The organism is Rubrivivax sp. JA1055, assembly GCF_020966565.1.
GTDB classification, from domain to species: domain Bacteria; phylum Pseudomonadota; class Gammaproteobacteria; order Burkholderiales; family Burkholderiaceae_C; genus Rubrivivax; species Rubrivivax benzoatilyticus.
Genome location: NZ_JAJKFP010000003.1, coordinates 1 through 24,106, shown reverse-complemented (window position 1 = coordinate 24,106; position 24,106 = coordinate 1). Strand labels below are relative to the sequence as shown.

At 67.3% G+C, this 24,106-nt stretch carries 37 protein-coding genes and 1 tRNA gene; 4 read left to right on the top strand and 34 right to left on the bottom strand.

The annotated features are described in order from the left end of the window. The first annotated feature begins 49 nt into the window (after positions 1-49). The 4 genes from LOC65_RS05775 to LOC65_RS05760 all read left to right on the top strand — a co-directional run bounded on the left by LOC65_RS05775 (position 50) and on the right by LOC65_RS05760 (position 4,221). Positions 50-805: an endonuclease/exonuclease/phosphatase family protein gene (locus LOC65_RS05775; protein WP_230246887.1), complete on the top strand. Its 756-nt coding sequence runs from the start codon at positions 50-52 to the stop codon at positions 803-805. Next, positions 802-2,028 (top strand): cardiolipin synthase ClsB, encoded by a 1,227-nt coding sequence (gene clsB, locus LOC65_RS05770; RefSeq protein ID WP_230246886.1) that lies wholly within the window; start codon positions 802-804, stop codon positions 2,026-2,028. Before LOC65_RS05775 ends, clsB begins: the two co-directional genes overlap by 4 nt. A 248-nt stretch (positions 2,029-2,276) precedes the next feature. Further along, positions 2,277-3,275 carry a cytochrome-c peroxidase gene (locus tag LOC65_RS05765; RefSeq protein WP_009855635.1) on the top strand — a complete coding sequence of 333 codons (999 nt, stop codon included), beginning with the start codon at positions 2,277-2,279 and terminating at the stop codon, positions 3,273-3,275. Between the two features lie 175 nt (positions 3,276-3,450). Beyond that, positions 3,451-4,221, top strand: a complete 771-nt coding sequence (locus LOC65_RS05760) for an EAL domain-containing protein (RefSeq protein ID WP_230246885.1) — start codon at positions 3,451-3,453, stop codon at positions 4,219-4,221. A gap of 3 nt (positions 4,222-4,224) precedes the next feature. Here LOC65_RS05760 and LOC65_RS05755 read toward each other — a convergent pair whose 3' ends face one another. From LOC65_RS05755 to LOC65_RS05590, 34 genes are all read right to left on the bottom strand, one after another. Continuing rightward, positions 4,225-6,216 carry a PAS domain-containing hybrid sensor histidine kinase/response regulator gene (locus LOC65_RS05755; protein ID WP_230246884.1) on the bottom strand — a complete coding sequence of 664 codons (1,992 nt, stop codon included), beginning with the start codon at positions 6,214-6,216 and terminating at the stop codon, positions 4,225-4,227. A 483-nt stretch (positions 6,217-6,699) separates the two neighbouring features. Continuing rightward, positions 6,700-6,776 (bottom strand) — tRNA-Met (locus LOC65_RS05750). A 71-nt stretch (positions 6,777-6,847) separates the two neighbouring features. Continuing rightward, entirely contained in the window at positions 6,848-7,804 is a 957-nt protein-coding gene (locus LOC65_RS05745) for a hypothetical protein (protein WP_230246883.1), read from the bottom strand. A 226-nt stretch (positions 7,805-8,030) separates the two neighbouring features. After that, positions 8,031-8,423 (bottom strand): 50S ribosomal protein L17, encoded by a 393-nt coding sequence (gene rplQ, locus LOC65_RS05740; RefSeq protein WP_009855685.1) that lies wholly within the window; start codon positions 8,421-8,423, stop codon positions 8,031-8,033. 146 nt (positions 8,424-8,569) lie between these two features. Further along, positions 8,570-9,556 carry a DNA-directed RNA polymerase subunit alpha gene (locus LOC65_RS05735; RefSeq protein ID WP_009855684.1) on the bottom strand — a complete coding sequence of 329 codons (987 nt, stop codon included), beginning with the start codon at positions 9,554-9,556 and terminating at the stop codon, positions 8,570-8,572. A gap of 157 nt (positions 9,557-9,713) precedes the next feature. Continuing rightward, on the bottom strand, positions 9,714-10,337 hold the full coding sequence (rpsD, locus tag LOC65_RS05730) for a 30S ribosomal protein S4 (RefSeq protein WP_009855683.1): 624 nt from the start codon (positions 10,335-10,337) through the stop codon (positions 9,714-9,716). Positions 10,338-10,558: 221 nt separating this feature from the next. Further along, positions 10,559-10,963 carry a 30S ribosomal protein S11 gene (gene rpsK, locus LOC65_RS05725; protein WP_009855682.1) on the bottom strand — a complete coding sequence of 135 codons (405 nt, stop codon included), beginning with the start codon at positions 10,961-10,963 and terminating at the stop codon, positions 10,559-10,561. Between the two features lie 28 nt (positions 10,964-10,991). Beyond that, positions 10,992-11,357, bottom strand: a complete 366-nt coding sequence (gene rpsM / locus LOC65_RS05720; RefSeq protein ID WP_009855681.1) for a 30S ribosomal protein S13 — start codon at positions 11,355-11,357, stop codon at positions 10,992-10,994. A 16-nt stretch (positions 11,358-11,373) separates the two neighbouring features. After that, positions 11,374-11,487 carry a 50S ribosomal protein L36 gene (gene rpmJ / locus LOC65_RS05715; RefSeq protein ID WP_009548427.1) on the bottom strand — a complete coding sequence of 38 codons (114 nt, stop codon included), beginning with the start codon at positions 11,485-11,487 and terminating at the stop codon, positions 11,374-11,376. A gap of 16 nt (positions 11,488-11,503) precedes the next feature. Beyond that, positions 11,504-11,722, bottom strand: a complete 219-nt coding sequence (gene infA / locus LOC65_RS05710) for a translation initiation factor IF-1 (RefSeq protein WP_009855680.1) — start codon at positions 11,720-11,722, stop codon at positions 11,504-11,506. A 6-nt stretch (positions 11,723-11,728) separates the two neighbouring features. Then, positions 11,729-13,039: a preprotein translocase subunit SecY gene (gene secY / locus LOC65_RS05705; RefSeq protein ID WP_009855679.1), complete on the bottom strand. Its 1,311-nt coding sequence runs from the start codon at positions 13,037-13,039 to the stop codon at positions 11,729-11,731. Positions 13,040-13,054: 15 nt separating this feature from the next. Further along, positions 13,055-13,486: a 50S ribosomal protein L15 gene (rplO, locus tag LOC65_RS05700; RefSeq protein WP_009855678.1), complete on the bottom strand. Its 432-nt coding sequence runs from the start codon at positions 13,484-13,486 to the stop codon at positions 13,055-13,057. Next, entirely contained in the window at positions 13,486-13,668 is a 183-nt protein-coding gene (rpmD, locus tag LOC65_RS05695; protein WP_009855677.1) for a 50S ribosomal protein L30, read from the bottom strand. Before rpmD ends, rplO begins: the two co-directional genes overlap by 1 nt. A gap of 20 nt (positions 13,669-13,688) precedes the next feature. Next, on the bottom strand, positions 13,689-14,207 hold the full coding sequence (gene rpsE / locus LOC65_RS05690; RefSeq protein ID WP_009855676.1) for a 30S ribosomal protein S5: 519 nt from the start codon (positions 14,205-14,207) through the stop codon (positions 13,689-13,691). 22 nt (positions 14,208-14,229) lie between these two features. Beyond that, entirely contained in the window at positions 14,230-14,592 is a 363-nt protein-coding gene (rplR, locus tag LOC65_RS05685) for a 50S ribosomal protein L18 (protein WP_009855675.1), read from the bottom strand. A 10-nt stretch (positions 14,593-14,602) separates the two neighbouring features. Continuing rightward, positions 14,603-15,136 carry a 50S ribosomal protein L6 gene (gene rplF / locus LOC65_RS05680; RefSeq protein WP_230246882.1) on the bottom strand — a complete coding sequence of 178 codons (534 nt, stop codon included), beginning with the start codon at positions 15,134-15,136 and terminating at the stop codon, positions 14,603-14,605. A 16-nt stretch (positions 15,137-15,152) separates the two neighbouring features. Next, a complete protein-coding gene (gene rpsH / locus LOC65_RS05675; RefSeq protein ID WP_009855673.1) occupies positions 15,153-15,548 on the bottom strand; it encodes a 30S ribosomal protein S8 in 396 nt (131 codons plus the stop codon). A gap of 27 nt (positions 15,549-15,575) precedes the next feature. Continuing rightward, positions 15,576-15,881, bottom strand: a complete 306-nt coding sequence (gene rpsN / locus LOC65_RS05670) for a 30S ribosomal protein S14 (RefSeq protein WP_009855672.1) — start codon at positions 15,879-15,881, stop codon at positions 15,576-15,578. Positions 15,882-15,890: 9 nt separating this feature from the next. Then, positions 15,891-16,454, bottom strand: a complete 564-nt coding sequence (gene rplE / locus LOC65_RS05665; RefSeq protein WP_029719005.1) for a 50S ribosomal protein L5 — start codon at positions 16,452-16,454, stop codon at positions 15,891-15,893. A 5-nt stretch (positions 16,455-16,459) separates the two neighbouring features. After that, on the bottom strand, positions 16,460-16,774 hold the full coding sequence (rplX, locus tag LOC65_RS05660) for a 50S ribosomal protein L24 (protein ID WP_009855670.1): 315 nt from the start codon (positions 16,772-16,774) through the stop codon (positions 16,460-16,462). 30 nt (positions 16,775-16,804) lie between these two features. Further along, positions 16,805-17,173 (bottom strand): 50S ribosomal protein L14, encoded by a 369-nt coding sequence (gene rplN, locus LOC65_RS05655; RefSeq protein ID WP_009855669.1) that lies wholly within the window; start codon positions 17,171-17,173, stop codon positions 16,805-16,807. Between the two features lie 211 nt (positions 17,174-17,384). Next, positions 17,385-17,894: a peroxiredoxin gene (locus LOC65_RS05650; protein ID WP_230246881.1), complete on the bottom strand. Its 510-nt coding sequence runs from the start codon at positions 17,892-17,894 to the stop codon at positions 17,385-17,387. 89 nt (positions 17,895-17,983) lie between these two features. Next, on the bottom strand, positions 17,984-18,265 hold the full coding sequence (rpsQ, locus tag LOC65_RS05645; protein WP_009855667.1) for a 30S ribosomal protein S17: 282 nt from the start codon (positions 18,263-18,265) through the stop codon (positions 17,984-17,986). Then, the gene (gene rpmC, locus LOC65_RS05640) at positions 18,262-18,459 is read right to left on the bottom strand and encodes a 50S ribosomal protein L29 (protein WP_009855666.1); all 198 of its coding nucleotides are present in this window, start codon (positions 18,457-18,459) and stop codon (positions 18,262-18,264) included. Before rpmC ends, rpsQ begins: the two co-directional genes overlap by 4 nt. A 16-nt stretch (positions 18,460-18,475) precedes the next feature. Next, on the bottom strand, positions 18,476-18,892 hold the full coding sequence (rplP, locus tag LOC65_RS05635) for a 50S ribosomal protein L16 (RefSeq protein WP_009855665.1): 417 nt from the start codon (positions 18,890-18,892) through the stop codon (positions 18,476-18,478). Positions 18,893-18,894: 2 nt separating this feature from the next. Next, positions 18,895-19,764, bottom strand: a complete 870-nt coding sequence (rpsC, locus tag LOC65_RS05630) for a 30S ribosomal protein S3 (protein WP_009855664.1) — start codon at positions 19,762-19,764, stop codon at positions 18,895-18,897. A 15-nt stretch (positions 19,765-19,779) separates the two neighbouring features. Then, positions 19,780-20,109: a 50S ribosomal protein L22 gene (gene rplV, locus LOC65_RS05625; RefSeq protein WP_009855663.1), complete on the bottom strand. Its 330-nt coding sequence runs from the start codon at positions 20,107-20,109 to the stop codon at positions 19,780-19,782. A gap of 13 nt (positions 20,110-20,122) precedes the next feature. After that, positions 20,123-20,398, bottom strand: a complete 276-nt coding sequence (rpsS, locus tag LOC65_RS05620; protein ID WP_009855662.1) for a 30S ribosomal protein S19 — start codon at positions 20,396-20,398, stop codon at positions 20,123-20,125. Positions 20,399-20,409: 11 nt separating this feature from the next. After that, the gene (rplB, locus tag LOC65_RS05615; protein ID WP_009855661.1) at positions 20,410-21,234 is read right to left on the bottom strand and encodes a 50S ribosomal protein L2; all 825 of its coding nucleotides are present in this window, start codon (positions 21,232-21,234) and stop codon (positions 20,410-20,412) included. After that, positions 21,234-21,551, bottom strand: coding sequence for a 50S ribosomal protein L23 (rplW, locus tag LOC65_RS05610; RefSeq protein ID WP_009855660.1), 318 nt, complete (start codon positions 21,549-21,551; stop codon positions 21,234-21,236). The genes rplB and rplW overlap by 1 nt, the downstream gene beginning before the upstream one ends. Continuing rightward, positions 21,548-22,168: a 50S ribosomal protein L4 gene (rplD, locus tag LOC65_RS05605; RefSeq protein WP_009855659.1), complete on the bottom strand. Its 621-nt coding sequence runs from the start codon at positions 22,166-22,168 to the stop codon at positions 21,548-21,550. The genes rplW and rplD overlap by 4 nt, the downstream gene beginning before the upstream one ends. Continuing rightward, positions 22,168-22,839 carry a 50S ribosomal protein L3 gene (rplC, locus tag LOC65_RS05600; RefSeq protein WP_009855658.1) on the bottom strand — a complete coding sequence of 224 codons (672 nt, stop codon included), beginning with the start codon at positions 22,837-22,839 and terminating at the stop codon, positions 22,168-22,170. The genes rplD and rplC overlap by 1 nt, the downstream gene beginning before the upstream one ends. 204 nt (positions 22,840-23,043) lie before the next feature. Then, positions 23,044-23,358 carry a 30S ribosomal protein S10 gene (gene rpsJ / locus LOC65_RS05595; RefSeq protein ID WP_009855657.1) on the bottom strand — a complete coding sequence of 105 codons (315 nt, stop codon included), beginning with the start codon at positions 23,356-23,358 and terminating at the stop codon, positions 23,044-23,046. A gap of 164 nt (positions 23,359-23,522) precedes the next feature. Next, the coding region (locus LOC65_RS05590; protein WP_255719017.1) for an EF-Tu/IF-2/RF-3 family GTPase at positions 23,523-24,106 on the bottom strand (584 nt) is incomplete at its 5' end.

Sequence of the window (24,106 nt, the reverse complement as noted above, 5' to 3'; positions counted from 1 at the left end):
ACGGCGCCCGGCTGCCGACACTGGGGCAGCCCCGTTGCCGCTGCCCCTCATGAACCGTCCGCCGCCGATCCGCGTCCTGACCGTCAACACCCACAAGGGGTTCACCGCGCTGAACCGCCGCTTCGTGCTGGACGAGCTGCGCGACGCGGTGCGCGACGTCGACGCCGACCTCGTCTTCCTGCAGGAGGTTCACGGCACGCACTGTCGCCAGTCCGAGCACGTCGCACGCTGGCCGCAGGCCCCGCACTACGAGTTCATCGCCGACGCGCTGTGGCCGCAGTTCGCCTATGGCCGCAACGCCGTCTATCCGCACGGCGACCACGGCAACGCGCTGCTGTCCAAGTACCCGATCGTCGCCCACGCCAATCACGACGTGTCGGTCGACGGCCACGAGGCCCGCGGCCTGCTGCACTGCACGCTGCATCGGCCGGCCGACGGCATGCGCGTGCACGCGGTCTGCGTGCATCTGGGTCTGGCCGAGGCCCACCGCCGCCGCCAGCTGGAACAGCTGTGCGAGCTGGTGCGGCGCGAGGTGCCCGACGACGCGCCGCTGGTCGTCGCCGGCGACTTCAACGACTGGCGCGACCGCGCCCACCCGGTGCTCGAACGCGGCCTGGGGCTGAGCGAGGTCTTCGTGCAGGCGCACGGGCGTTCGGCGCGCACCTTCCCGGCACACTGGCCACTGCTGCGCCTGGACCGCATCTACGTGCGCAACACACGCGGCCACCGGCCGCTGCCGCTGCCGCGCCGGCCCTGGGCGCATCTGTCGGACCACGCGCCGCTGGCTGCGGAGATCGCGCTGTGAGACGCCGCCCGCGCTGGACCGACGGCAACGCCGTCGAGCTGCTCGAAAACGGCGAGGCCTTCTTCCCCGCCGTCTTCGACGCCATCCGCAACGCCCGCCACGAGGTGCTGCTGGAGACCTTCATCCTGTTCGAGGACCAGGTCGGGCTGGCGCTGCACGCGGCGCTGCTGGAAGCCGCGCAGCGCGGCGTGCAGGTCGACGTGATGGTCGATGGCTACGGTTCGCCCGATCTGTCGGCGGAGTTCACCGGCTCGCTGCGCGCCGCCGGCGTGCGCCTGCGCAGCTTCGACCCGAGCTGGCGGCTGTTCGGGCGGCGCTTCAACGTGCTGCGCCGCATGCACCGCAAGATCGTCGTCGTCGACGGCGAGACGGCTTTCGTCGGCGGCATCAACTACTCGGCCGACCACCTGGCCGACTTCGGCCCGCAGGCCAAGCAGGACTTCGCGGTGCGGCTGCGCGGGCCGGTCGTCGAGACCATCCGCCGCTTCGCGCTCGCGGCGATCCGCGGCGGCGCACGCGGCGAGCGCCCGGTGCCGCGGCCCCGGCTGCCGCCGCCACGCACCGAAGGCCCGGTGCAGGCGATGCTCGTCACGCGCGACAACCTGGAACACCGCGCCGACATCGAACGCCAGTACCGCGCCGCGCTGCGCGCCGCACGCCACAGCGTGATCATCGCCAACGCCTACTTCTTCCCCGGCTGGCGCCTGCTGAAGGAGCTGCGCCGCGCGGCCCGGCGCGGCGTCGACGTGCGCCTGATCCTGCAGGGCACGCCCGACATGCCGATCGTGAAGACCGCCGCCGGCCTGCTCTACGACCACCTGCTGCGCGACGGCGTGCACATCCACGAGTACTGCGACCGGCCGATGCACGGCAAGGTGGCGGTGGTCGACGACGACTGGGCGACCGTCGGCTCGAGCAACCTCGACCCGCTGAGCCTGGCGCTGAACCTGGAGGCCAACGTCGTGCTGCGCGACCGCGGCTTCGCCGCGCAGCTGCGCGAGCGGCTGCAGCACCTGATCCGCCACAGCTGCGAGGAGGTGCAGCCCGAGCCGGCGCCGCGCTGGCGGCTGTGGGTGCGCATGCGCAGCTACTTCGTGCTGCGTTTCGTGCAGCGCTTTCCGCTCTGGGCGCGGGGGCTGCCGGTGCATCGGCCGACGCTGCAACGGGTGGACACGCCGCCGAGCGAACCGCCCGGGGCTGCGGCGGTCCGCCCGTCACGCTGAGGGCGGCGGCCGGCAGATCCCGACCATCGCACTGCGGCAGTTGCCGCAGGGCCACAGCACGGGGTCGCTCTGCCCAGGGAACAGAAATTGCGATTTGTTCAATTCGTCCGAACTTGCGTTGTGTCAGATCGTGACCATCGCCCCAGGCATGGAATGCATCCGTCATCTGGACTGATTCCAGATCGCCCCGGTGCCCGATGGGCCGTCCCGGCCACCGGCAACAGATTCGGACGGATAGAGGAGATTCCATGAACATTCGTTGGACCCCGGTCGCCCTGGCCGCTGCCAGCGTCCTGGTCGTCGGCGCGGCCGTCGCGCAGAGCCAGGAGCCGATCCAGCCGATCGTGCCCCCGCAGCAGGTCAACCTGGGCATGGTCGAGCTCGGCAAGAAGCTCTACTTCGATCCGCGCCTGTCGAAGTCCGGCTTCATCTCGTGCAACTCGTGCCACAACCTGTCGATGGGCGGCACCGACAACATCCCGACCTCGATCGGCGACAAGTGGCAGCAAGGCCCGATCAACGCCCCGACGGTGCTGAACTCGAGCCTGAACGTCGCCCAGTTCTGGGACGGCCGTGCGGCCGACCTGCAGGCCCAGGCCGGCGGCCCGATCGCCAACCCGGGCGAGATGGCGTTCACGCACACGCTGGCGCTCGGCGTGCTGGAGTCGATCCCGGCCTACCAGCGCGAGTTCAAGCAGGTCTTCGGCAAGGACAAGATCGACATCGAGCAGGTCACGGCCGCGATCGCCGAGTTCGAGAAGACGCTGGTGACGCCGAACTCGCGTTTCGACCAGTGGCTGCTGGGCAAGAAGGACGCGCTGAACGCCGACGAGCTCGCCGGCTACAAGCTGTTCAAGGAAAGCGGCTGCGTCGGCTGCCACAACGGCCCGGCCGTCGGCGGCAACTCGTTCCAGAAGATGGGTGTCGTCGCGCCGTACAAGGCCAGCAGCCCCGCTGAAGGCCGCGTCGCGGTGACCGGCAAGGACGCCGACCGCTTCAACTTCAAGGTGCCGACGCTGCGCAACGTCGAGATGACCTACCCGTACTTCCACGACGGCGCCGCGAACACGCTGACCGAGGCCGTGGACATCATGGGCCGGCTGCAACTGGGCAAGAAGTTCACGCCCGACGAGAACGCCAAGATCGTCTCCTTCCTGAAGACGCTGACCGGCGACCAGCCGAGCTTCACGCTGCCGATCCTGCCGCCGTCGACCGACAAGACGCCGCGCCCGAGCCCGTTCAAGTAAACACCGGCCACGCCGGCGCCACCCGAGCCCCGCTGCCGCTCCGGCACGGGGCTTTTCTTTCGGTCTGACGGCTCGCCGGTGGCGGACATCGCCGCGCTTATCGGCGGATCGAGGCCGCCGCCGGCGCCCGATACTCGGCTCGCCGGCCGACGGGGCCGCGCCCAGGAGATGCACGATGTCGGAAGCCGGCCATCCAGGCCACGGTGAGCGCTGCGCGATCTGTCGCGACGGGGAGGCCTTCGGCGCCCCGCTGGCTTTCGCGTACCAGCCGATCGTCGACGTGCCGGCCCGCAGCGTCTTCGCCCACGAAGCCCTGGTGCGCGGGCCGAACGGCGAGTCGGCGGCCAGCGTGCTGGCCCAGGTGGACGACCGCAACCGCTACGCCTTCGACCAGCGTTGCCGCCGCGACGCCATCGCGGGCGCGGCGCGCCTGGGCATGCGCGAGCGGCTGTCGATCAACTTCATGCCCAACGCGATCTACCGGCCGTCGGCCTGCATCCAGGCGACGCTGCGGGCCGCCAACGACTGCGGCTTCGCGCTGGACCGCATCATGTTCGAGATCACCGAGACCGAGCGCGTGCACGACGTCGGCCACCTGGTGGAGATCGTCACCGAGTACCGCCGGCTCGGTTTCCTGACCGCGCTCGACGACTTCGGCGCGGGCTACTCGGGCTTGAACCTGCTGGCCGCGTTCGAACCCGACATCGTCAAGCTGGACATGGACCTCAGCCGCGCGCTGGACCGCCGGCCGCGTTCACGCGCGATCGTGCGCTCGCTGGTGCGGCTGTGCGATGAACTGGGCCTCACCGTCGTCGCCGAAGGCGTCGAGACCGCCGGCGAGCGTGACGCGCTGCTCGACGCGGGCATCACGCTGATGCAGGGCTGGCTGTTCGCGCGCCCGGCGTTCGACGCCCTGGCCACCCCCGCGCCCGGCGCCTGGGCCTGAAGGTCAGCGGCGCGCGGGCGCGCCCGGCACCGGGCCGGGCGTCAGGCGGGCGAGCACCGCCTCGAACAGCCGTGCCGGGTCCACCGGCTTGGTGATGAAGTCATCCATGCCGGCCGCCAGGCAGCGGCCACGGTCCTCGGCGAAGGCATTGGCCGTCAGCGCCACCACCGGCACGTCATGGCCACGCGGCAGCTGGCGCAGCCGCCGGGTGGCCTCCAGCCCGTCCAGGCCGGGCATCTGCATGTCCATCAGCACCAGGTCGTAGGACCGGCGCGCGACGCACTCCAGCGCCTGCAGGCCGTCTTCGGCGAGCTCGACGGCCAGGCCGGCTTCGGCCAGCAGGCAGCTGGTGACCTCGCGGTTCACCGCGTCGTCCTCGACCAGCAGCACGGTCCGGCCGGCGTGATGGCAGCGCAGCATCGCTTCGGCGTCCGCGACCGCCGCCACCGGCGCCGGTGCAGCGGCGGCACCGGGTGCACGCGACAGGCAGGCGGTGAACCAGAAGACGCTGCCCTCGCCCGGGAGGCTGCGCGCCCCCGCCTCGCCGCCCATGCGCCGGGCCAGGCGCCGCGTCAGCGCCAGGCCGAGCCCGGTGCCGCCATAGCGCCGGGTGATCGAGCCGTCGGCCTGCTCGAAGGCGTTGAACAGCCGCGGCAGCACGTCCGCCGGGATGCCGATGCCGGTGTCCTCGACCTCGAAGCGCAGCAGCACGGCGTCGGGGGGCTCGGACTGCAGCGCCACGCGCAGCGTGACGCTGCCGGCGTCGGTGAACTTGATCGCGTTGGCGACGTAGTTGGTCAGCGCCTGGCGCAGGCGCGTCGGGTCGCCGAGCAGCGGGCCGGGCAGCGGCGCAAGCTCGGTGCGCAGTTCCAGACGCTTGGCGCGGGCGCCGTCGGCGAGCATCGCGGCGACGTCGGCGACGACATCGGCGGCCTGCAGCGGCACGTGGTCGAGCGCCAGCATGTCGGCCTCGATCTTGGACAGGTCCAGCAGCGTGCTGATGGTGTCCAGCAGGTGCGCGCCAGCGGCGTCGATGCGCGCCAGCCGTTCCGCCTGCTGCGGTGTCACGCCCGAGCGCCGGGTCAGGTGCGCCATGCCGAGGATGGCGTTGAGCGGCGTGCGAATCTCGTGCGACATGTTCGCCAGGAAGGTGCTCTTGGCGAGATTGGCCGCCTCGGCGGCCTCCTTGGCCTGGGCGAGTTCACGCGTGCGCTCGGCCACCAGACGCTCCAGATGGCGCCGGTGGTGGGCGAGTTCGGCGTCGGCGTTCTGCTGGTCTGTGACGTCGACACAGTGGCCGATGTAGCCGACGAAGCGCCCCAGGCTGTCGTGGCGCGGCGCGCCGTCGTCGCGCAGCCAGCGGTACTCGCCGTCGGCGCGGCGCAGGCGGTAGACCATGCGAAAGCTCTCGCGCCGGTCGAAGGCCTGCTCGTAGCGGCGCACCACCCAGTCGCGGTCGTCGGGGTGCACACCCTCGAGCCACCCGGCCCCCGTCTCCTGCGCCGTCGTGCGGCCGGTGAAACGCAGCCAGACGTCGTTGAAGTAGGTGCAGCGCTTGTCGAGTTCGGCCGTCCAGATCAAGGCCGAGCCGCCGTTGGCGACGTTACGGAAGTGCTGTTCGCTCTCGCGCAGCGCGGCCTGGGCTTCGTGCTGTGCCAGGCGGGAGCCGACGTGCGAGGCCACCGCCCGCAGCAGCCGGCAGGCTTCCCCGGCGCAGACCGAAGCCGCCGCCTCGACGCCGGCCGAACCGTGGAACTGCACGCCGATGCAGCCGACCGCGACACCGGCGCGCAGGATCTCGGCGGCGTGGGCGTCAGGCCGGTCGAGATGGCCGCGACTGGCGTAGCGCACACCGTCCACCTCGACGCAGGCGCTGACGCCCGGCGGGCCACCCCAGACGGCGGCCAGCCGATCGGCGAGCGACGGCCATTGCGCCGATGGCGCACGACCGTCGTCCTCGGTGATCCGGAAGACGTCGTAAAGGCAGTCGAGCACGCGGGCAGCCGAGGAGGCCGAGGGCCTGTCGGGCGGGCCGGCTTGTGCGGGCGCCGACGTGGCCGATGCGGGAGCGGCCGACAACAGCCCGCAGCCGGGACCGGCGCTCACGCCTTCGGGGCCGGACGGCGCTGTCATCGGGCGCCCATCGCGCGACGCGCAGACGGAAACATGCCACACGCGGCGATGCGGGCGCTGGGCCCGGCGCGGCGCCTCGACACGACTGCGCGGCCAGGGCGGCTCGACGCGGCACGGCATCCCGGGAACCTCGGCTTCATCACCTTCGACCCAGCCCGACCAGCGCACAACGTAGCACGCCACGCCGGACTCGCCGGGCTTTCCGCCTGAAGGGGTGGGGTATGGAGCGCCCGCACTTCACGCCAAGTGGGGACGCGCTCGTGCCGCGCCGTGACGCCACCGGGGAGGGCGTGTGTTCGCGAGCGCCGCAAACGACGAAGCCCGCACGAGACGGGCTTCTGAATTTGGTTGCGGGGGCAGGATTTGAACCTGCGACCTTTGGGTTATGAGCCCAACGAGCTACCAGACTGCTCCACCCCGCGACTGAGACAGTGACTATAACATGCTTTTTTCGCAACGCGCTAGTACCCGCAGCTGATGACGCCTCATGCGTTCAGACGCGATAGCGGCCGGTCCACTCGAAGTACATCCACCAGCCGTGGCCCAGCGCGAGGCCGATCGGAAGCGCCCACAGCACGACGGCGGCGACCGAGCGCACCCGCACGGGCAGCGGCCGCATCGCTCGTGCACCGGCCACGGCGCTCCAGACGGCGCCAGCGGCGAGAGCCGTGGCCCGCAGCACCGGGAGCACATCCAGCACGACACCCTCCCCCCGGAGGTACGACGCCGACGCCTCGGTGAGGCCGAGCGTCAGAATCACGATGCCCAGCGGCACCAGGCTTCTGGCGACACGCAGTCGATCGGTGGCGGACAGGGCCGCAGCAGCGGCCACCAGCGACCAGACGGCAAAGCCCAGCGCGAGTCCGCCGCCGTGCCAGAGCGCCACGGAGATCATGTCGAGCCACACGATCTGGCTCTCCGCCATCGGCCAGCGCTGCAGCCAGACGTCGGCCAGCGTTTGGCGCAAGGCGACGAACGCCGGATTGGCCGACCACTGCAGGTACGCCGGGACCAGGCCGTACAGCAACACGATGACGAGGTCCGGCCTGCACACCCACACGCGCCGCGACGACAGCGCCGTCGCCGCCAGCAGCGGCAGCAGCAATCCCCAGGTGAGGTAGCGCAGCGCCAGGCTGGTCCGGTCCACGGCGGTCGCCTTCACTGGCGGCCGGGGCATCAGCTGGGGCACGGCGACGTCGCCAGGCGAGCAGGCCTCCCCTTCGACAAAACTCTCGGCGCCCCACCCGTCCGAGAACAGCCGCGCATCGTCATGCGGCGCCGGCAGGAAGGCGAGCAGGATCAGCAGGGCCGCGAGGAGGATCGCTCCAGACACGAAGGCCGCTTCCGCCGAAGACAGGCGCAGCCTCGTCGCGAGCCATCGGCGAACCGTGCTCCACGGCGTTGTTGCGGTTACACCGGTCAGCACCAGGGCGTCGGTTCGCTTGATCACACCCGAAGTCTAGATGCGACGCATTCTCATCGATTGGCGCAGATCAGCCCGCTGCCGGACTCGCGGCTTTGACGGCTCGGAACGGAGATCGGTGAAAGCGCCAGGTCTGCGGCCGCGAGGCCGCAGACCGCATGCCGGCGGGGAGCCGGCAGACACCGCATCGCGCGGCGCCCCGAAAAGCAAAACGGCCGTCGAAATCGACGGCCGTCTGTTCGGCTGAATCGGCTTATTCGGCCGCTTCGGTGGTCTCTTCGGCCGGTTCCGGACGATCGACCAGTTCGACGAAGGCCATCGGCGCGTTGTCGCCGACGCGGAAGCCCATCTTCAGGATGCGGGTGTAGCCGCCCGGCCGGGTGGCGTAGCGCGGGCCGAGTTCGTTGAACAGCTTGGTGACCACTTCGCGGTCGCGGGTGCGGTCGAACGCCAGGCGGCGGTTGGCCAGCGTCGGGGTCTTGCCCAGCGTGATCAGCGGCTCGACGACGGCGCGCAGTTCCTTGGCCTTCGGCACGGTCGTCTTGATCGCCTCGTGGCGGATCAGCGAGTTGGCCATGTTGCGCAGCATCGCGAGGCGATGGCTGCTGGTGCGGTTCAGTTTGCGAAGTCCGTGGCGGTGGCGCATGGCGCGTTCCTTCTTTGGTTATGACACCCCGGCCGTGTCAGGTACCGAGGCTGGACCGGGGCCGCGGGGCCCCTATCGACACCGCGGCTCCCGTCGCCGGGAGCCGCAGCGGTTTCTTGCAGCGGGGCCGCGAGCGGCCCGCGATCTCAACGCTTGTCGAGACCTTGCGGCGGCCAGTTTTCCAGGCGCGCACCCAGGGTCAGGCCGCGCGAGGCCAGCACTTCCTTGATTTCGTTGAGCGACTTGCGACCCAGGTTCGGGGTCTTCAGCAGCTCGGTCTCGGTGCGCTGGATCAGGTCGCCGATGTAGTAGATGTTCTCGGCCTTCAGGCAGTTGGCCGAACGCACCGTCAGTTCGAGCTCGTCGACCGGACGCAGCAGGATCGGGTCGAAGTTCGGCGTGCGCTGCGGCTGCGGCTCGAAGATGTCGCTGACCTGGCCTTCGAGCTGCGCGAACACGGCGAGCTGTTCGACGAGGATCTTGGCCGACTGGCGGATCGCTTCTTCCGGCGTGATGGCGCCGTTGGTCTCGATCTCCATGACCAGCTTGTCGAGGTCGGTGCGCTGTTCGACGCGGGCGTTCTCGACCGCGTAGCTGACGCGCTTGACCGGCGAGAACGACGCATCGAGGACGATGCGGCCGATGGCCTTGGTCGCCTCGTCGCCGTAGCGGCGCAGGTTGCCCGGCACGTAGCCGCGGCCCTTCTCGACCTTGATCTGCATGTCGAGCTTGCCGCCTTGCGACAGGTGCGCGATCACGTGATCGGGGTTGATGATCTCGACGTCGTGCGGCGTCTGGATGTCGGCCGCGGTGACCGCGCCCTCACCTTCCTTGCGCAGCACCAGCGTGACCTCGTCGCGGTTGTGCAGACGGAACACCACGCCCTTCAGGTTGAGCATGATGTGGACGACGTCTTCCTGCACGCCGTCGATCGCGGAGTACTCGTGCAGCACGCCGGCGATCGTGACCTCCGTCGGCGCGTAGCCCACCATCGACGACAGCAGCACGCGGCGCAGCGCGTTGCCCAGCGTGTGGCCGTAGCCGCGCTCGAACGGTTCGAGCACCGCCTTGGCGCGGTAGCCGCCGAGCGGCTCGACGTGAATGGCCTTGGGCTTCAGAAGAGTGGTTTGCATGGAGTGTGTGGTTTCCTGTCAATACCCTCGGCTCGTTACACCGATAAGGCTGATGGACCGCCGGGCTTTGTGTAGGGGCCGCTTCGCGCCCGGCAGGCGAAACGCCAGATGGGGACAACCGCAGAGGCGGCGGCCGGCACGCGCCGGCCGCGACCGATCAGCGGCTGTAGAGTTCGACGATCAGCGCTTCCTTGATCTCGGCGCCGAACTGGTCACGATCCGGGACCTTCTTGAACACGCCTTCCATCTTGGTGGCGTCGACCTGCACCCACTCGCACTGGCCGATGGTCTGCGCCAGCTTCAGGGCGTCCTGGACGCGCAGCTGGTTCTTGGCCTTCTCGCGCACGGCGACGACGTCGCCGGCCTTGACCATGTACGACGGGATGTTGACGACCTGGCCATTGACCGTGATCGCCTTGTGCGACACGAGCTGGCGCGACTCGGCGCGGGTCGAGCCGAAGCCCATGCGGTAGACGACGTTGTCCAGGCGCGACTCGAGCAGCGCGAGCAGGTTCGAGCCGGTGTTGCCCTTGCGGCGCTCGGCTTCGGCGAAGTAGCGGCGGAACTGGCGCTCCAGCACGCCGTACATGCGCTTGACCTTCTGCTTCTCGCGCAGCTGAACACCGTAGTCGGAGGTACGCGAGCCGCTGGTGCGGCCGTGCTGACCCGGCTTGCTGTCGAACTTGGCCTTGTCGCCGATCGAGCGGCGGGCGCTCTTCAGGAACAGGTCGGTGCCTTCACGGCGGGAGAGCTTGGCCTTCGGGCCGAGGTAACGTGCCACTGGATATCCTTGGTTGTTGCTGACGCGGCAGACTCCGCCGTCAGGCGGAGACCCGCGCGAGTCCTGCGCAGACGAATCGCTTCGTGCTCGGGGCGCGGACGGTGGGCTTGGGGTTCAAGGCCGGAACCTTGAGGAAAACAGCCGGCGTGCACAGTCAGTGCCGCCGGCGTGAGAGAAACCGCGAATTCTAGCACCGGCAGGACGAGCCTGCCGGCGACGCATCAGATGCGACGGCGCTTCTGGGGACGGCAGCCGTTGTGCGGGACCGGCGTCACGTCGCTGATCGACGTGATGCGGATGCCCAGCGACGCCAGCGCACGAACGCTGGACTCGCGACCCGGGCCCGGGCCCTTGATGCGCACGTCCAGGTTCTTGATGCCCTGTTCCTGCGCGGCACGGCCGGCGTTCTCGGCGGCGACCTGGGCAGCGAACGGCGTGCTCTTGCGCGAGCCCTTGAAGCCCTGGCCACCGCTGGAGGCCCACGCCAGCGAACCGCCTTGGCGGTCCGTGATCGTGATGATGGTGTTGTTGAACGACGCGTGGACGTGGGCAATGCCGTCCGCAATGTTCTTGCGGATCTTCTTGCTGACGCGACGCGCGGCGTTGTTGACGGGGGACTTGGCCATGTAGATCTTCCTCGTGCGTGGCGGCGGCTTACTTCTTCAGCGCGGCGGCACCCTTGCGCGGACCCTTGCGGGTGCGGGCATTGGTGCGGGTGCGCTGGCCGCGCACCGGCAGGCCGCGGCGGTGACGGAAGCCACGGTAGCAACCGAGGTCCATCAGACGCTTGATGTTGATGGACAGCTCGCGGCGCAGGTCGCCTTCGATGGTCAGACGGCCGATTTCCTCGCGGATCTTCTCCAGCTCGGAATCGTTCAGGTCCTTGACCTTCTTCGAGTAGGGAATGCCCACCGAGTCGCAGATCTTCTGCGCCGTCGTACGGCCGATGCCGTAGATCGAGGTCAGGCCGATTTCCGCGTGCTTGTGCGGCGGGATGTTGATGCCGGCGATACGTGCCATGTTCTTCCTCTGACTATCAGCCTTGACGCTGCTTGTGGCGCGGGTCGGTGCAGATCACGCGCACGACGCCCTTGCGTCGGATGATCTTGCAGTTGCGGCACATCTTCTTGACCGAAGCTGCGACTTTCATGGTCTTCTCCTTGACCTCACTTGGCGCGGAAAACGATCCGCGCGCGACTCAAATCGTAGGGGGTGAGTTCGACCGTCACCTTGTCACCCGGAAGGATTCGGATGTAGTGCATCCGCATCTTTCCGGAGATGTGGCCGAGCACAACGTGCCCGTTCTCCAGCTTCACTCGGAAGGTGGCGTTGGGGAGGTTCTCAAGAATCTCCCCCTGCATCTGAATGACGTCGTCCTTCGCCATCTCGCATCAGCCCGCCTTGAAGTTCGCCTTCTTGAGCAGGCTCTCATACTGCTGGCTCATCACGTAGGACTGGACCTGAGCCCAGAAATCCATCGTCACGACCACGATGATCAGCAGCGAGGTGCCCCCGAAGTAGAACGGGACGTTGTACTTCAGAACCAGGAACTCGGGCAGCAGGCACACCGCCGTGATGTACACCGCGCCGGCCAGCGTCAGACGCGACAGGATGCGATCGATGTACTTCGCGGTCTGGTCACCCGGACGGATGCCCGGGATGAACGCGCCACTCTTCTTCAGGTTGTCGGCGGTCTCGCGGCTGTTGAACACGAGCGCCGTGTAGAAGAAGCAGAAGAACACGATCATGCCCGCATAGAGCATCACGTAGATCGGCTGCCCGGGCGACAGAGCCGCCGAGATGTCCTTCAGCCAGCGCAGACCTTCCCCGGTGGCGAACCAGCCGACGATGGTCGCGGGCAGCAGGATGATCGACGACGCGAAGATCGGCGGGATCACGCCCGACATGTTCAGCTTCAGCGGCAGGTGCGACGACTGGCCGCCGTACACCTTGTTCCCGACCTGGCGCTTGGCGTAGTTCACCAGGATCTTGCGCTGACCCCGCTCGACGAACACCACGACGAAGGTGACGGCGACGACGACCGCGCAGATGAACAGGCTGGCGATGATGCTCATCGCGCCGGTGCGAACCAGCTCGAAGAGCCCGCCGATGGCGCTCGGCAGCCCGGCGACGATGCCGGCGAAGATCAGGATCGAGATGCCGTTGCCCAGACCGCGTTCCGTGATCTGCTCGCCCAGCCACATCAGGAACATCGTGCCGGCCACCAGGCTGACCACCGCCGTCATGCGGAAGCCGAAGCCCGGCGAGAGCACCAGACCTTGCGAACCCTCGAGCGCCAGGGCGATGCCCAGGCTCTGGAAGATCGCCAGGAACAGCGTGCCGTAGCGCGTGTACTGCGTGATCTTGCGGCGACCCGCCTCGCCTTCCTTCTTCAGCGCCTCAAGCGAGGGCACGACGTAGGTCATCAGTTGCATGATGATCGACGCCGAGATGTAGGGCATGATGCCCAGCGCGAAGACGGTGAAGCGCGACAGGGCGCCGCCGCTGAACATGTTGAACAGGTTCAGGATGCCGCCGCCCTGACCCTGAAACAGCTGCTGCAGCTGGTTCGGGTCGATGCCGGGCACGGGAATGTGCGCACCGATGCGGTAGACCACCAAGGCCAGCAGCAGGAAGACGATCCGGCGACGGAGGTCGCCGAATTTCCCGCTCTTGGCCAGCTGGTTCGCGGAGGTTGCCACGGGCTGCGAGTCCCTTTAGGCGAACGTGCCGCCGACGGCCTCGATCGCGGCCTTGGCGCCGGCGGTCGCGCCGATGCCCTTGAGCGTCACCTTCCGGGTGATCTCGCCGCTCTTGACGACCTTGACCTGCTTGACGATCTGGCGCACCAGGCCAGCCGCCTTGAGCACGAGCAGATCGACCTCGTCGACGCCCAGCGTCTCAAGTTCGGCCAGCGTGACTTCGCCGTTGTACTTCAGTTGCTGCGACTTGAAGCCGCGCTTGGGCAGGCGGCGTTGCAGCGGCATCTGGCCGCCTTCGAAGCCGACCTTGTGGAAGCCACCGGCACGAGACTTCTGGCCCTTGTGACCACGACCGGCGGTCTTGCCCAGACCCGAGCCGATGCCGCGGCCGACGCGACGGCGCGCCTTCTTGCTGCCCTCGGCGGGCTTGAGGTTGTTGATCTGCATTACAGCACCTTCACCAAGTACGAGACCTTGTTGATCATGCCGCGCACGGCAGGCGTGTCTTCCAGGACGCTTTGGCTGTTCAGCTTGCGCAGGCCCAGACCACGCACGGTGGCGCGATGCGATTCGCGCGTACCGGCGATGCTGCGGACGAGCTTGACCGTGAGGGTCTTCTTGTCGGACATGAGGCTTCTCCGGCGCGGGGTCAGTTGAAGAGGTCTTCGACCGACTTGCCACGCTTGGCGGCCACTTCGGCCGGCGTGGTGGAGCGCTTCAGCGCGTTCAGCGTCGCGCGCACCATGTTGTACGGGTTGGTCGAGCCGTGGCTCTTGGCGACGATGTCCGTCACGCCCATCACTTCGAAGACGGCGCGCATCGGGCCGCCGGCGATGATGCCGTCACCCTGCTTGGCCGGGGCCATCAGGACCTTGGCTGCACCGTGTTCGCCTTCGACCTTGTGATGGATCGTGCCGTTCTTCAGCGCGACCTTGACCATGTTGCGGCGGGCCGATTCCATGGCCTTCTGCACCGCAACCGGCACTTCCTTGGCCTTGCCCTTGCCCATGCCGATGCGGCCGTCGCCGTCGCCGACGACGGTCAGCGCAGCGAAGCTCAGCGTGCGGCCACCCTTGACGACCTTCGTGACGCGGTTGACCGCGATCATCTTTTCCTTCAGGCCGTCGTCGTTGCCTTCGGCCTGCTGGCGGGGAGTGAACTTTGCCATTTCGAGTCTTCCTTTGCGCCCGTCAGAACTGCAGGCCGGCTTCGCGAGCCGCCTCGGCCAGCGCCTTGACGCGGCCGTGGTAGGCGAAGCCCGCGCGGTCGAACGCGACCTTCTCGATGCCGGCGGCCTTGGCCTTCTCGGCGATGCGCTTGCCGATCAGGGCTGCCGCGTCGGTGTTGCCACCCTTGCCGGCACCGATCTGCTCACGCACTTCCTTCTCGGCGGTCGAGGCGGAAGCGAGAACCTTGCTGCCGTCTTCCGAGAAGACGTTGGCGTAGATGTGCAGGTTGGAGCGGAAGACGCTCAGGCGAGCGACGCCCTGCTGGGCAATACGCAGCCGGGTCTGGCGCGAACGACGCAGGCGCTGTTCCTTCTTCGTCATCATGGTGCGCTCCTTACTTCTTCTTCGTTTCCTTGAGGATCACGCGCTCGTCCGCATAGCGGATGCCCTTGCCCTTGTACGGCTCGGGCGGACGGAAGGCGCGAACCTCGGAGGCGATCTGACCGACGCGTTGGCGGTCGGCGCCCGAGATGACGATTTCGGTCTGGGTCGGGGTGGCGACCTTGACGCCCTCGGGCATCTCCTTCACCACCGGATGCGAGAAACCGATCTGCAGGTTCAGCTTCTGGCCCTGGGCCTGGGCACGGAAGCCCACGCCGACGAGCGTCAGCTTCTTTTCGAAGCTCTTGGCGACGCCGTTGACCATGTTGGCCACCAGCGCACGCATCGTGCCGCTCATCGCATCGGCCGCGGCCGTGTCGTTGGCGGGCACGAAGCTCAGCTTGCCGGCTTCGTTCTTGATCGTCACGAGCGGGGTCAGGTCGCGCACGAGCGTGCCGTTGGCGCCCTTGACGGTGATCTTGTCGGCCGAGATCGCGACGTCCACGCCTTGCGGGACGGCGACCGGCATCTTTCCTACGCGGGACATGTCGTTCGTCCTTTGTTTAGGCCACGTAGCACAGGACTTCGCCACCGACACCGGTCTGGCGAGCCTTGCGATCGGTCATCACGCCCTTGGGGGTCGTGACGATCGCCACGCCCAGGCCGTTCATGACCTGCGGAATCTCGTCGCGGCCCTTGTAGATGCGCAGGCCGGGACGGCTGACGCGCTCGATGCGCTCGATCACCGGACGACCGGCGTAGTACTTCAGCGAGATCTCGAGTTCGCTCTTGCCCGCATTGGCCTTCACGACGAAACCGTCGATGTAGCCCTCGTCCTTCAGGACTTGCGCGATCGCGACCTTGAGCTTCGACGACGGCATCGTGACCGCGGCCTTCTCAACGCTCTGGGCGTTGCGAATGCGGGTCAGCATGTCGGCGATGGGATCACTCATGCTCATAAAAAATCTCCTTCGCGGCTACCCGAATCACCAGCTGGCCTTGACCATGCCGGGGATGTCGCCCTTGAAGGCGAGCTCGCGGATCTTGTTGCGGCCCAGGCCGAACATGCGGAACGTGCCGCGCGGACGACCGGTCAGGGCGCAGCGGTTGCGCAGACGGGTCGGGTTGGCGTTGCGGGGCAGCTTCTGCAGTTCAAGACGGGCGGCGTAGCGCTCTTCTTCCGAACGCTGCGCGTCGTCGATGATGGCCTTCAGCTCGGCGTACTTCTTGGCGTACTTGGCGACCAGCTTCTCGCGCTTTTCTTCGCGCTGCTTGAGGGACAGTTTGGCCATGGCTTGCCTTCAGTTCTTGAACGGGAACTTGAACGCGGCGAGCAGCGCCTTGCACTCGTCGTCGCTCTTCGCGCTGGTCGTGATGCTGATGTTCAGCCCGCGGATCGCGTCGATCTTGTCGTACTCGATCTCGGGGAAGATGATCTGTTCCTTGACGCCGATGTTGTAGTTGCCACGGCCGTCGAACGCGCGACCGGAGATACCACGGAAGTCGCGCACGCGCGGCAGCGCCACGGTGACGAAGCGGTCGAGGAATTCATACATGCGCACGCCACGCAGCGTGACCATGCAGCCGATGGGCACGTTCTCGCGGATCTTGAAGCCCGCGATGGCCTTGCGGCTCTTGGTGACGACGGGCTTCTGGCCGGCGATCTTGGTGAGGTCGCCGACGGCGTGATCCATCACCTTCTTGTCGGCCACGGCCTCGCTCACGCCCATGTTCAGCGTGATCTTCTCGAGGCGCGGAACCTGCATCACCGAGGTGTAGCCGAACTTGGCCATCAGCTCGGGGACGATCTGCTCGCGGTACAGAGCCTGCAGACGCGACGTCGCGGAAGCTTGAGTCTTTGCCATGGTGCTTACGCCTTGATCTCTTCGCCGCTGGACTTGAAGACGCGGGTCTTCTTGTCGCCATCGATCTTGATGCCGACGCGGTCGGCCTTGCCGGTGGCGGCGTTGTAGATGGCGATGTTGGACTGGTGGATCGGCATCGCCTTGTCGATGACGCCGCCGGTCGTGCCCTTCATCGGGTTCGGCTTCACATGCTTCTTGACCATGTTCACGCCGTCGACGATGACGTGATCGTCATCGACGCGCTGCGTCACGGTGCCGCGCTTGCCCTTGTCACGGCCGGTCAGCACGATGACCTGGTCGCCTTTACGAATCTTGTTCATGAGTGTCGAACCTCGAATCTGTCGGTCGCGTCAGAGAACTTCCGGCGCCAGCGACACGATCTTCATGAAGCGCTCGCTGCGCAGTTCGCGCGTGACCGGGCCGAAGATGCGGGTGCCGATCGGCTCGAGCTTGGCGTTGAGCAGCACGGCGGCGTTGCCGTCGAACTTGATCAGCGAGCCGTCCTGGCGACGCACACCCTTGGCGGTGCGAACGACGACGGCCGAATAGACCTCGCCCTTCTTCACGCGACCACGGGGGGCGGCTTCCTTGATGCTGACCTTGATGACGTCGCCGATGCCGGCATAGCGCCGCTTGGAGCCGCCGAGCACCTTGATGCACATGACGGACTTGGCACCCGTGTTGTCGGCCACGTCGAGCCGCGATTGCATTTGGATCATTGTTCGTACCCCAACTTCTCCCCGCGCCACCCGATTGCTCGAGTCTTGCCGGTCAGTCTTGGGCCCGTGTCTGGGTAGATCTGGGCTGATCCGAGCCGGAGGCTTTTTGCCACCCGCACCGCTTGGGTGCTCATGACAGAAGCCGCCATTTCGGCGAAGCCACGGATTATGCCAGCCTTCCGGCCGGCGTGTCAAACGCTCGTTTGCAGAATCAGCAGGACCGCAGGCGCTGCAGCATCGCCTCGGCGGAACTCGCCTCGAACTTGCCCGGCGCCTCGACGTCGAGCGAGCGCACGATGCCGTCGACGACGAGCATCGCGTAACGCGCCGAGCGCAGCCCCATGCCGCGCGCCGTGAGATCCAGCGTCAGGCCGGCAGCACGCGCGAAGTCGCCATTGCCATCGCCCATCATGCGCACCGCGCCACGGGCGCCGAGCTGGCGCCCCCAGGCGCCCATGACGAAGGCGTCGTTGACCGACACGCACCAGACCTCGTCGACGCCGGCGGCACGCAGCTCGGCCGCCTTCTCGACGTAACCCGGCACGTGCCGTTCGGAGCACGTCGGCGTGAAGGCGCCCGGCAGACCGAAGACGACGATCGTCCTGCCTGCCGCAGCCGCGCGGACATCGACGGCGTTCGGCCCGAGCGCGCAGCCCTCGGTCGCGACATCGACGTATTCGTGGAGCTGCCCGGCGGGCAGGGGGTCACCGATCTTCAGCATGCGCACTCCTGATGTTCTGGCCGGCGCAATGAAAAACGGCCGGCGCCGGAGTATCCGGCGGCGGCCGTTCGCGAGCAGGCGTGCGGGTCTTAGACCAGCTTCGCCTTCTCGATCAGGCGGGTCACGACCCAGCTCTTGGTCTTGCTGATCGGACGCCCTTCGGCGATTTCGACCAGGTCACCCATCTTGTACTCGCCGTTCTCGTCGTGGGCGTGGTACTTGCGCGAGCGCGCCACGATCTTGCCGTAGAGCTCGTGCGCCGCGCGACGCTCGACCAGGACCGTGACGGTCTTGGCGCGCTTGTCGCTGACGACACGGCCGATCAGCGTCCGGGTGTTCTTCACCGGAGCGGTGGTCTGGGTTTCGCTCATTTCGCGGCCCTCTTCTTCTCGGCCAGGATGGTCTTGGCGCGGGCGATGTCGCGGCGGGTCTTGCCCAGCTGCGAGTTGTTGGTCAGCTGCTGGGTCGCCTTCTGCATGCGCAGGCCGAAATGGGCCTTCAGCAGATCGGAGACTTCCTTCTCCAGCGCCGCGACGTCCTTGGAACGCAGTTCGGATGCCTTCATGTTGCTTCCTTTGGCGTTACAGGCCGACCTGGCGGGCGACGAACGTGCAGCGCAGCGGCAGCTTGGCCGCCGCCAGCGTGAACGCCTCGCGAGCGAGCTGTTCCGGAACGCCGTTGATCTCGTACAGCACCTTGCCCGGCTGGATCTCGGCGACGTAGAACTCGGGGTTGCCCTTGCCGTTACCCATCCGGACCTCCGCCGGCTTCTGCGAAATCGGCTTGTCCGGGAAGATGCGGATGAAGATGCGACCGCCCCGCTTGATGTGACGCGAGATCGCGCGGCGAGCCGCCTCGATCTGGCGCGCGGTGATGCGGCCGCGCTCGGTGGCCTTCAGACCGAACTCGCCGAACGAGACGTTGTTGCCCCGCGTGGCGATGCCGGTGTTGCGGCCCTTGTGTTCCTTACGGAACTTGCGACGTGCAGGTTGCAGCATCGTTATTCTCCTTTGGTCTCGCCGCCGGCAGCCGGAGCGCCGGCGCGACGCACGCGCTTGACGGCCGGACCACCCTTGCCGTCGCCGGCAGGGGCCGCCGACGGAGCACCGTCGGCACGCGGGCCACGATCGCCACCCGGACGGCCGCGGCCGGCACCCGGACGGTCACCGCCCGGACGCGGACCACGGCGCGGACGGCGCTCGTCGTCACCTTCGGTCTTCGCCAGCTGCGGCGCTTCGCCGTTGGCCAGGCGGTCACCGCGGTAGACCCACACCTTGACGCCGATGACGCCGTAGGTGGTCTTGGCTTCGGAGAAGCCGTAGTCGATGTCGGCCTTGAGGGTGTGCAGCGGCACGCGACCTTCGCGATACCACTCGGTACGCGCGATCTCGATGCCGTTCAGACGACCGGCGGACATGATCTTGATGCCCTGCGCGCCCAGGCGCATCGCGTTCTGCATCGCGCGCTTCATCGCACGGCGGAACATGATGCGCTTCTCGAGCTGCTGGGTGATCGAGTCAGCGATCAGCTGGGCATCGACTTCGGGCTTGCGCACTTCCTCGATGTTGACCGCGACCGGAACGCCGAGGCGCTTGGTCAGCTCGGCCTTCAGGTTCTCGATGTCCTCGCCCTTCTTGCCGATCACGACGCCCGGACGAGCCGAGAAGATCGTGATGCGGGCGTTCTTGGCCGGACGCTCGATCAGGATGCGCGAGACCGCCGCGTTCTTCAGCTTGGTCTTCAGGTAGTCACGAACCTGCAGGTCTTCGGCCAGCATGCCGGCGAAGTTGCGGTTCGAGGCGAACCAGCGCGAGCCCCAGGCCCGCGTGACGCTCAGCCGGAAGCCGGTCGGATGGATTTTTTGTCCCATGTCTTTTCCAGCTCCTCAGTTGCCGACGGTCACGAAGATGTGGCAGGTCGGCTTGCTGATGCGGTTGCCGCGACCCTTCGCACGGGCCGAGAAACGCTTCAGCGTGGCGCCTTGCTCGACGTAGATCGACTTGATCTTCAGCTCGTCGATGTCCGCACCGTCGTTGTGCTCCGCGTTGGCCACCGCCGATTCGACCGCCTTCTTGATGATGACGGCCGCCTTCTTCGGCGTGAACGTGAGGATGTTGATCGCCTGGTCGACCTTCTTGCCGCGGATCATGTCCGCCACCAGCCGACCCTTGTCGGCCGAGAGGCGCACACCGCGGACGATTGCCTTGGTTTCCATGCTCTTCGTCCCCTTAGCGCTTGGCCTTCTTGTCGGCCGGGTGACCCTTGAACAGACGGGTCAGCGCGAATTCGCCGAGCTTGTGACCGACCATCTGGTCGGTCACGTACACGGGAACGTGCTGCTTGCCGTTGTGCACGGCGACGGTCAGGCCGATGAACTCGGGCAGGATCGTCGAACGGCGCGACCAGGTCTTGATCGGCTTCTTGTCCTTGTTGGCGGAGGCCTTCTCGACCTTGGCCATCAGGTGGTGGTCCACGAAGGGACCCTTCTTGAGTGAACGTGCCATGTTCTACGGCCTCACTTCTTGCGGCGCGAGACGATCATCGTCTGCGTGCGCTTGTTGCTGCGCGTACGGTAGCCCTTGGTCAGCGTGTTCCACGGCGACACCTGCGGCTTGCCTTCGCCGGTGCGGCCTTCGCCGCCACCGTGCGGGTGGTCGACCGGGTTCATCGCAACGCCGCGGACGGTCGGACGGATGCCCTTCCAGCGGATCGCACCGGCCTTGCCGTACTGGCGCAGGCTGTGCTCTTCGTTGCTGACCTCGCCGATCGTGGCGCGGCAGTCGATGTGGATCTTGCGCACTTCACCCGAGCGCAGGCGAACCTGCGCGTAGGTGCCTTCGCGCGCCATCAGCGTGACGCTGGCGCCGGCCGAACGCGCGATCTGCGCGCCCTTGCCCGGCAGCATCTCCACGCAGTGGATCGTCGAACCCACGGGGATGTTGCGGATCGGCAGCGTGTTGCCGGCCTTGATCGGGGCTTCCGCGCCCGACAGCAGCGTGGCACCGGCTTCGACACCGCGCGGGGCGATGATGTAGCGGCGCTCGCCGTCGGCGTAGCACAGCAGCGCGATGTGGGCGGTGCGGTTCGGGTCGTACTCGATGCGTTCGACCTTCGCCGGGATGCCGTCCTTGTTGCGCACGAAGTCGACGACGCGGTAGTGGTGCTTGTGGCCACCACCCTTGTGCCGCATCGTGATGTGGCCGTTGTTGTTGCGGCCGGCCTTCTGCTTCTGCGGCTCGAGCAGCGAAGCTTCCGGGGCGCCCTTGTGCAGGTGCTTGTGCACCACCTTCGTCACGGCACGGCGGCCGGGCGACGTCGGCTTGACCTTGATGACAGCCATTACGCGGCCTCCCCGGAGAAGTTGAGCTCCTGACCCGGCTTCAGCGCCACGTACGCCTTCTTGACGTGATCGCGGCGGCCGATCGTGCGGCCGAAGCGCTTGACCTTGCCCTTCTGCACGGTCGTCGTGACCGAAGCCACCTCGACCTTGAACATCAGCTCCACCGCAGCCTTGATCTCGGGCTTGGTGGCGTCACGCAGGACCTTGAACAGGACCTGGTTGTGCTTCTCGGCGACGCTGGTGGCCTTCTCGGAGATGATCGGAGCGACCAGCACCTTGGCCAGGCGGCCTTCGTCGAACTTTTGCGGGGCGCTCATGCGAACATCTCCTTGAGCTGCTCGATCGCGCCCTTGGTCACCAGGACCTTCTTGTAGAAGACCAGCGACAGCGGATCGGCGTAGCGCGGCTCGACGACGAGCACGTTGGCCAGGTTGCGCGAGGCCAGCGCGAGGTTGTCGTCGATCTGGTCGGCGATCACCATCACCGACTCCAGGCCCATGGCCTTGAGCTTCTGGGCCAGCAGCTTGGTCTTGGGCGCGTCGACGGTCAGCGAATCCACCACCGCCAGACGGCCGTCACGGGCCAGCTGCGAGAGGATGGACGCCATGCCGGCGCGGTACATCTTCTTGTTGACCTTGTGCGAGAAGTTCTCGTCCGGGCGGTTCGGGAAGATGCGACCACCCCCACGCCACAGCGGCGAGGAGGTCATGCCGGCGCGAGCGCGGCCGGTGCCCTTCTGGCGGAACGGCTTCTTCGTCGAGTGCTTGACCTCGCCGCGGTCGAGCTGGGCGCGGGTGCCCTGGCGCGCGTTGGCCTGGTAGGCAACGACGACCTGGTGCACGAGCGCTTCGTTGTAGTCACGCGCGAACACGGTGTCCGGCGCGTCGACCTTGGCCGTGGCCTGGCCCTGTTCGTTCAGGAGCTCGAGTTGCATCACTGGGCCCCCTTCTTCAGCTTGACCTTGACGGCGGGACGCACGACGACGTGGCCGTTCTTGGCACCCGGAACCGCACCGCGGACGAGCAGCAGCGAACGCGCTTCGTCGACACGGACGATGTCCAGGTTCTGGGTGGTGACGGTCTCGTCGCCCATGTGGCCGGTCATCTTCTTGCCCGGGAACACGCGACCCGGGTCCTGGGCCATCGAGATCGAGCCCGGCACGTTGTGCGAACGGCTGTTGCCGTGCGACGCGCGCTGCGAGCCGAAGTTGTGGCGCTTGATGGTGCCGGCGTAGCCCTTGCCGATCGAGGTGCCTTGCACGTCGACGAGCTGGCCCGCGGCAAACAGGCTCACCGGCACGACGGCGCCCGGCTGGTACTGCCCGGCGATCTCGGCGGTGACGCGGAATTCCTTCAGGACTTCGCCCGCTTCGACACCGGCCTTGGCCAGGTGACCCGCTTCGGGCTTGTTGACGCGGCTCGCCTTGCGGGCGCCGAACGCGACTTGCAGCGCGCTGTAGCCGTCGGTGGCCACCGTCTTGACTTGCGTGACGCGGTTGTTGGACACGTCGAGCACCGTCACGGGGATGGCGTCGCCATCGTCCGTGAAGATGCGCATCATGCCCACCTTGCGGCCCAGCAAGCCGAGCTGTTCGCTCATGCTCATGGTCATTTCTCCAGCGCCCGACTTGGCGGAAGGACGCCTTTGTTCACGATCCCGACAACGATTGGCCGGGGTGATGTCCTGACGGGCCCGTGGAAACACCCACGAAACCCACGCGGACGAAATCCCCGAGCCCGGCCCATCGAGGCCGGAGTCGGGGAAAGCCGATGATTGTAGCAGCAGCCGAAGCCGCTGCGCCAGCCCGGTTTACTGCAGCTTGATTTCGACGTCGACGCCGGCGGGCAGGTCGAGCTTCATCAGCGCGTCGACCGTCTTGTCGGTCGGGTCGACGATGTCCATCAGGCGCTGGTGGGTGCGGATCTCGAACTGGTCGCGGCTGGTCTTGTTGACGTGCGGCGAACGCAGGATGTCGAAACGCTGCAGACGCGTCGGCAGGGGCACCGGGCCCTTGACGATGGCGCCGGTGCGCTTGGCGGTGTCGACGATCTCGAGGGCCGACTGGTCGATCAGCTTGTAATCGAAGGCCTTCAGGCGGATGCGGATCTTTTGCTTCGTGGACATGGTGTTCCTCTTTGCACAGCACTCCCGCCGCCGCTAGGGCGACGGGCGCGCAAATGGTGGCCGGAGAGCGGGACGTTCACGGGTCTCCCGGGAATGCCCCGAAGCCCCCTCGGGGGCGGCCTACGCGCGCGCCGTAGCGTGCGCAGCAGGCCGGGGGTCCACGCTTATTCGATGATCTTCGCGACGACGCCGGCGCCGACGGTGCGACCACCTTCACGGATGGCGAAGCGCAGGCCTTCTTCCATCGCGATCGGGGCGATCAGCTTCACCGTGATCGACACGTTGTCGCCCGGCATCACCATTTCCTTGTCCTTCGGCAGCTCCACCGCGCCCGTCACGTCCGTCGTGCGGAAGTAGAACTGCGGGCGGTAGTTGTTGAAGAACGGCGTGTGACGGCCGCCTTCTTCCTTGCTCAGAACGTAGATCTCGGCCGTGAAGTGCGTGTGCGGCTTCACCGAACCCGGCTTGCACAGCACCTGGCCGCGCTCGACTTCTTCACGCTTCGTGCCACGCAGCAGGATGCCGACGTTGTCACCAGCCTGGCCTTGGTCCAGCAGCTTGCGGAACATTTCCACGCCCGTGCAGGTCGTCTTGACGGTCGGACGGATGCCGACGATCTCGATTTCCTCGCCGACCTTGATCACGCCGCGTTCGACACGACCCGTCACCACGGTGCCGCGGCCCGAGATCGAGAACACGTCTTCCACCGGCATCAGGAACGTGCCGTCCACCGCGCGCTCCGGCGTCG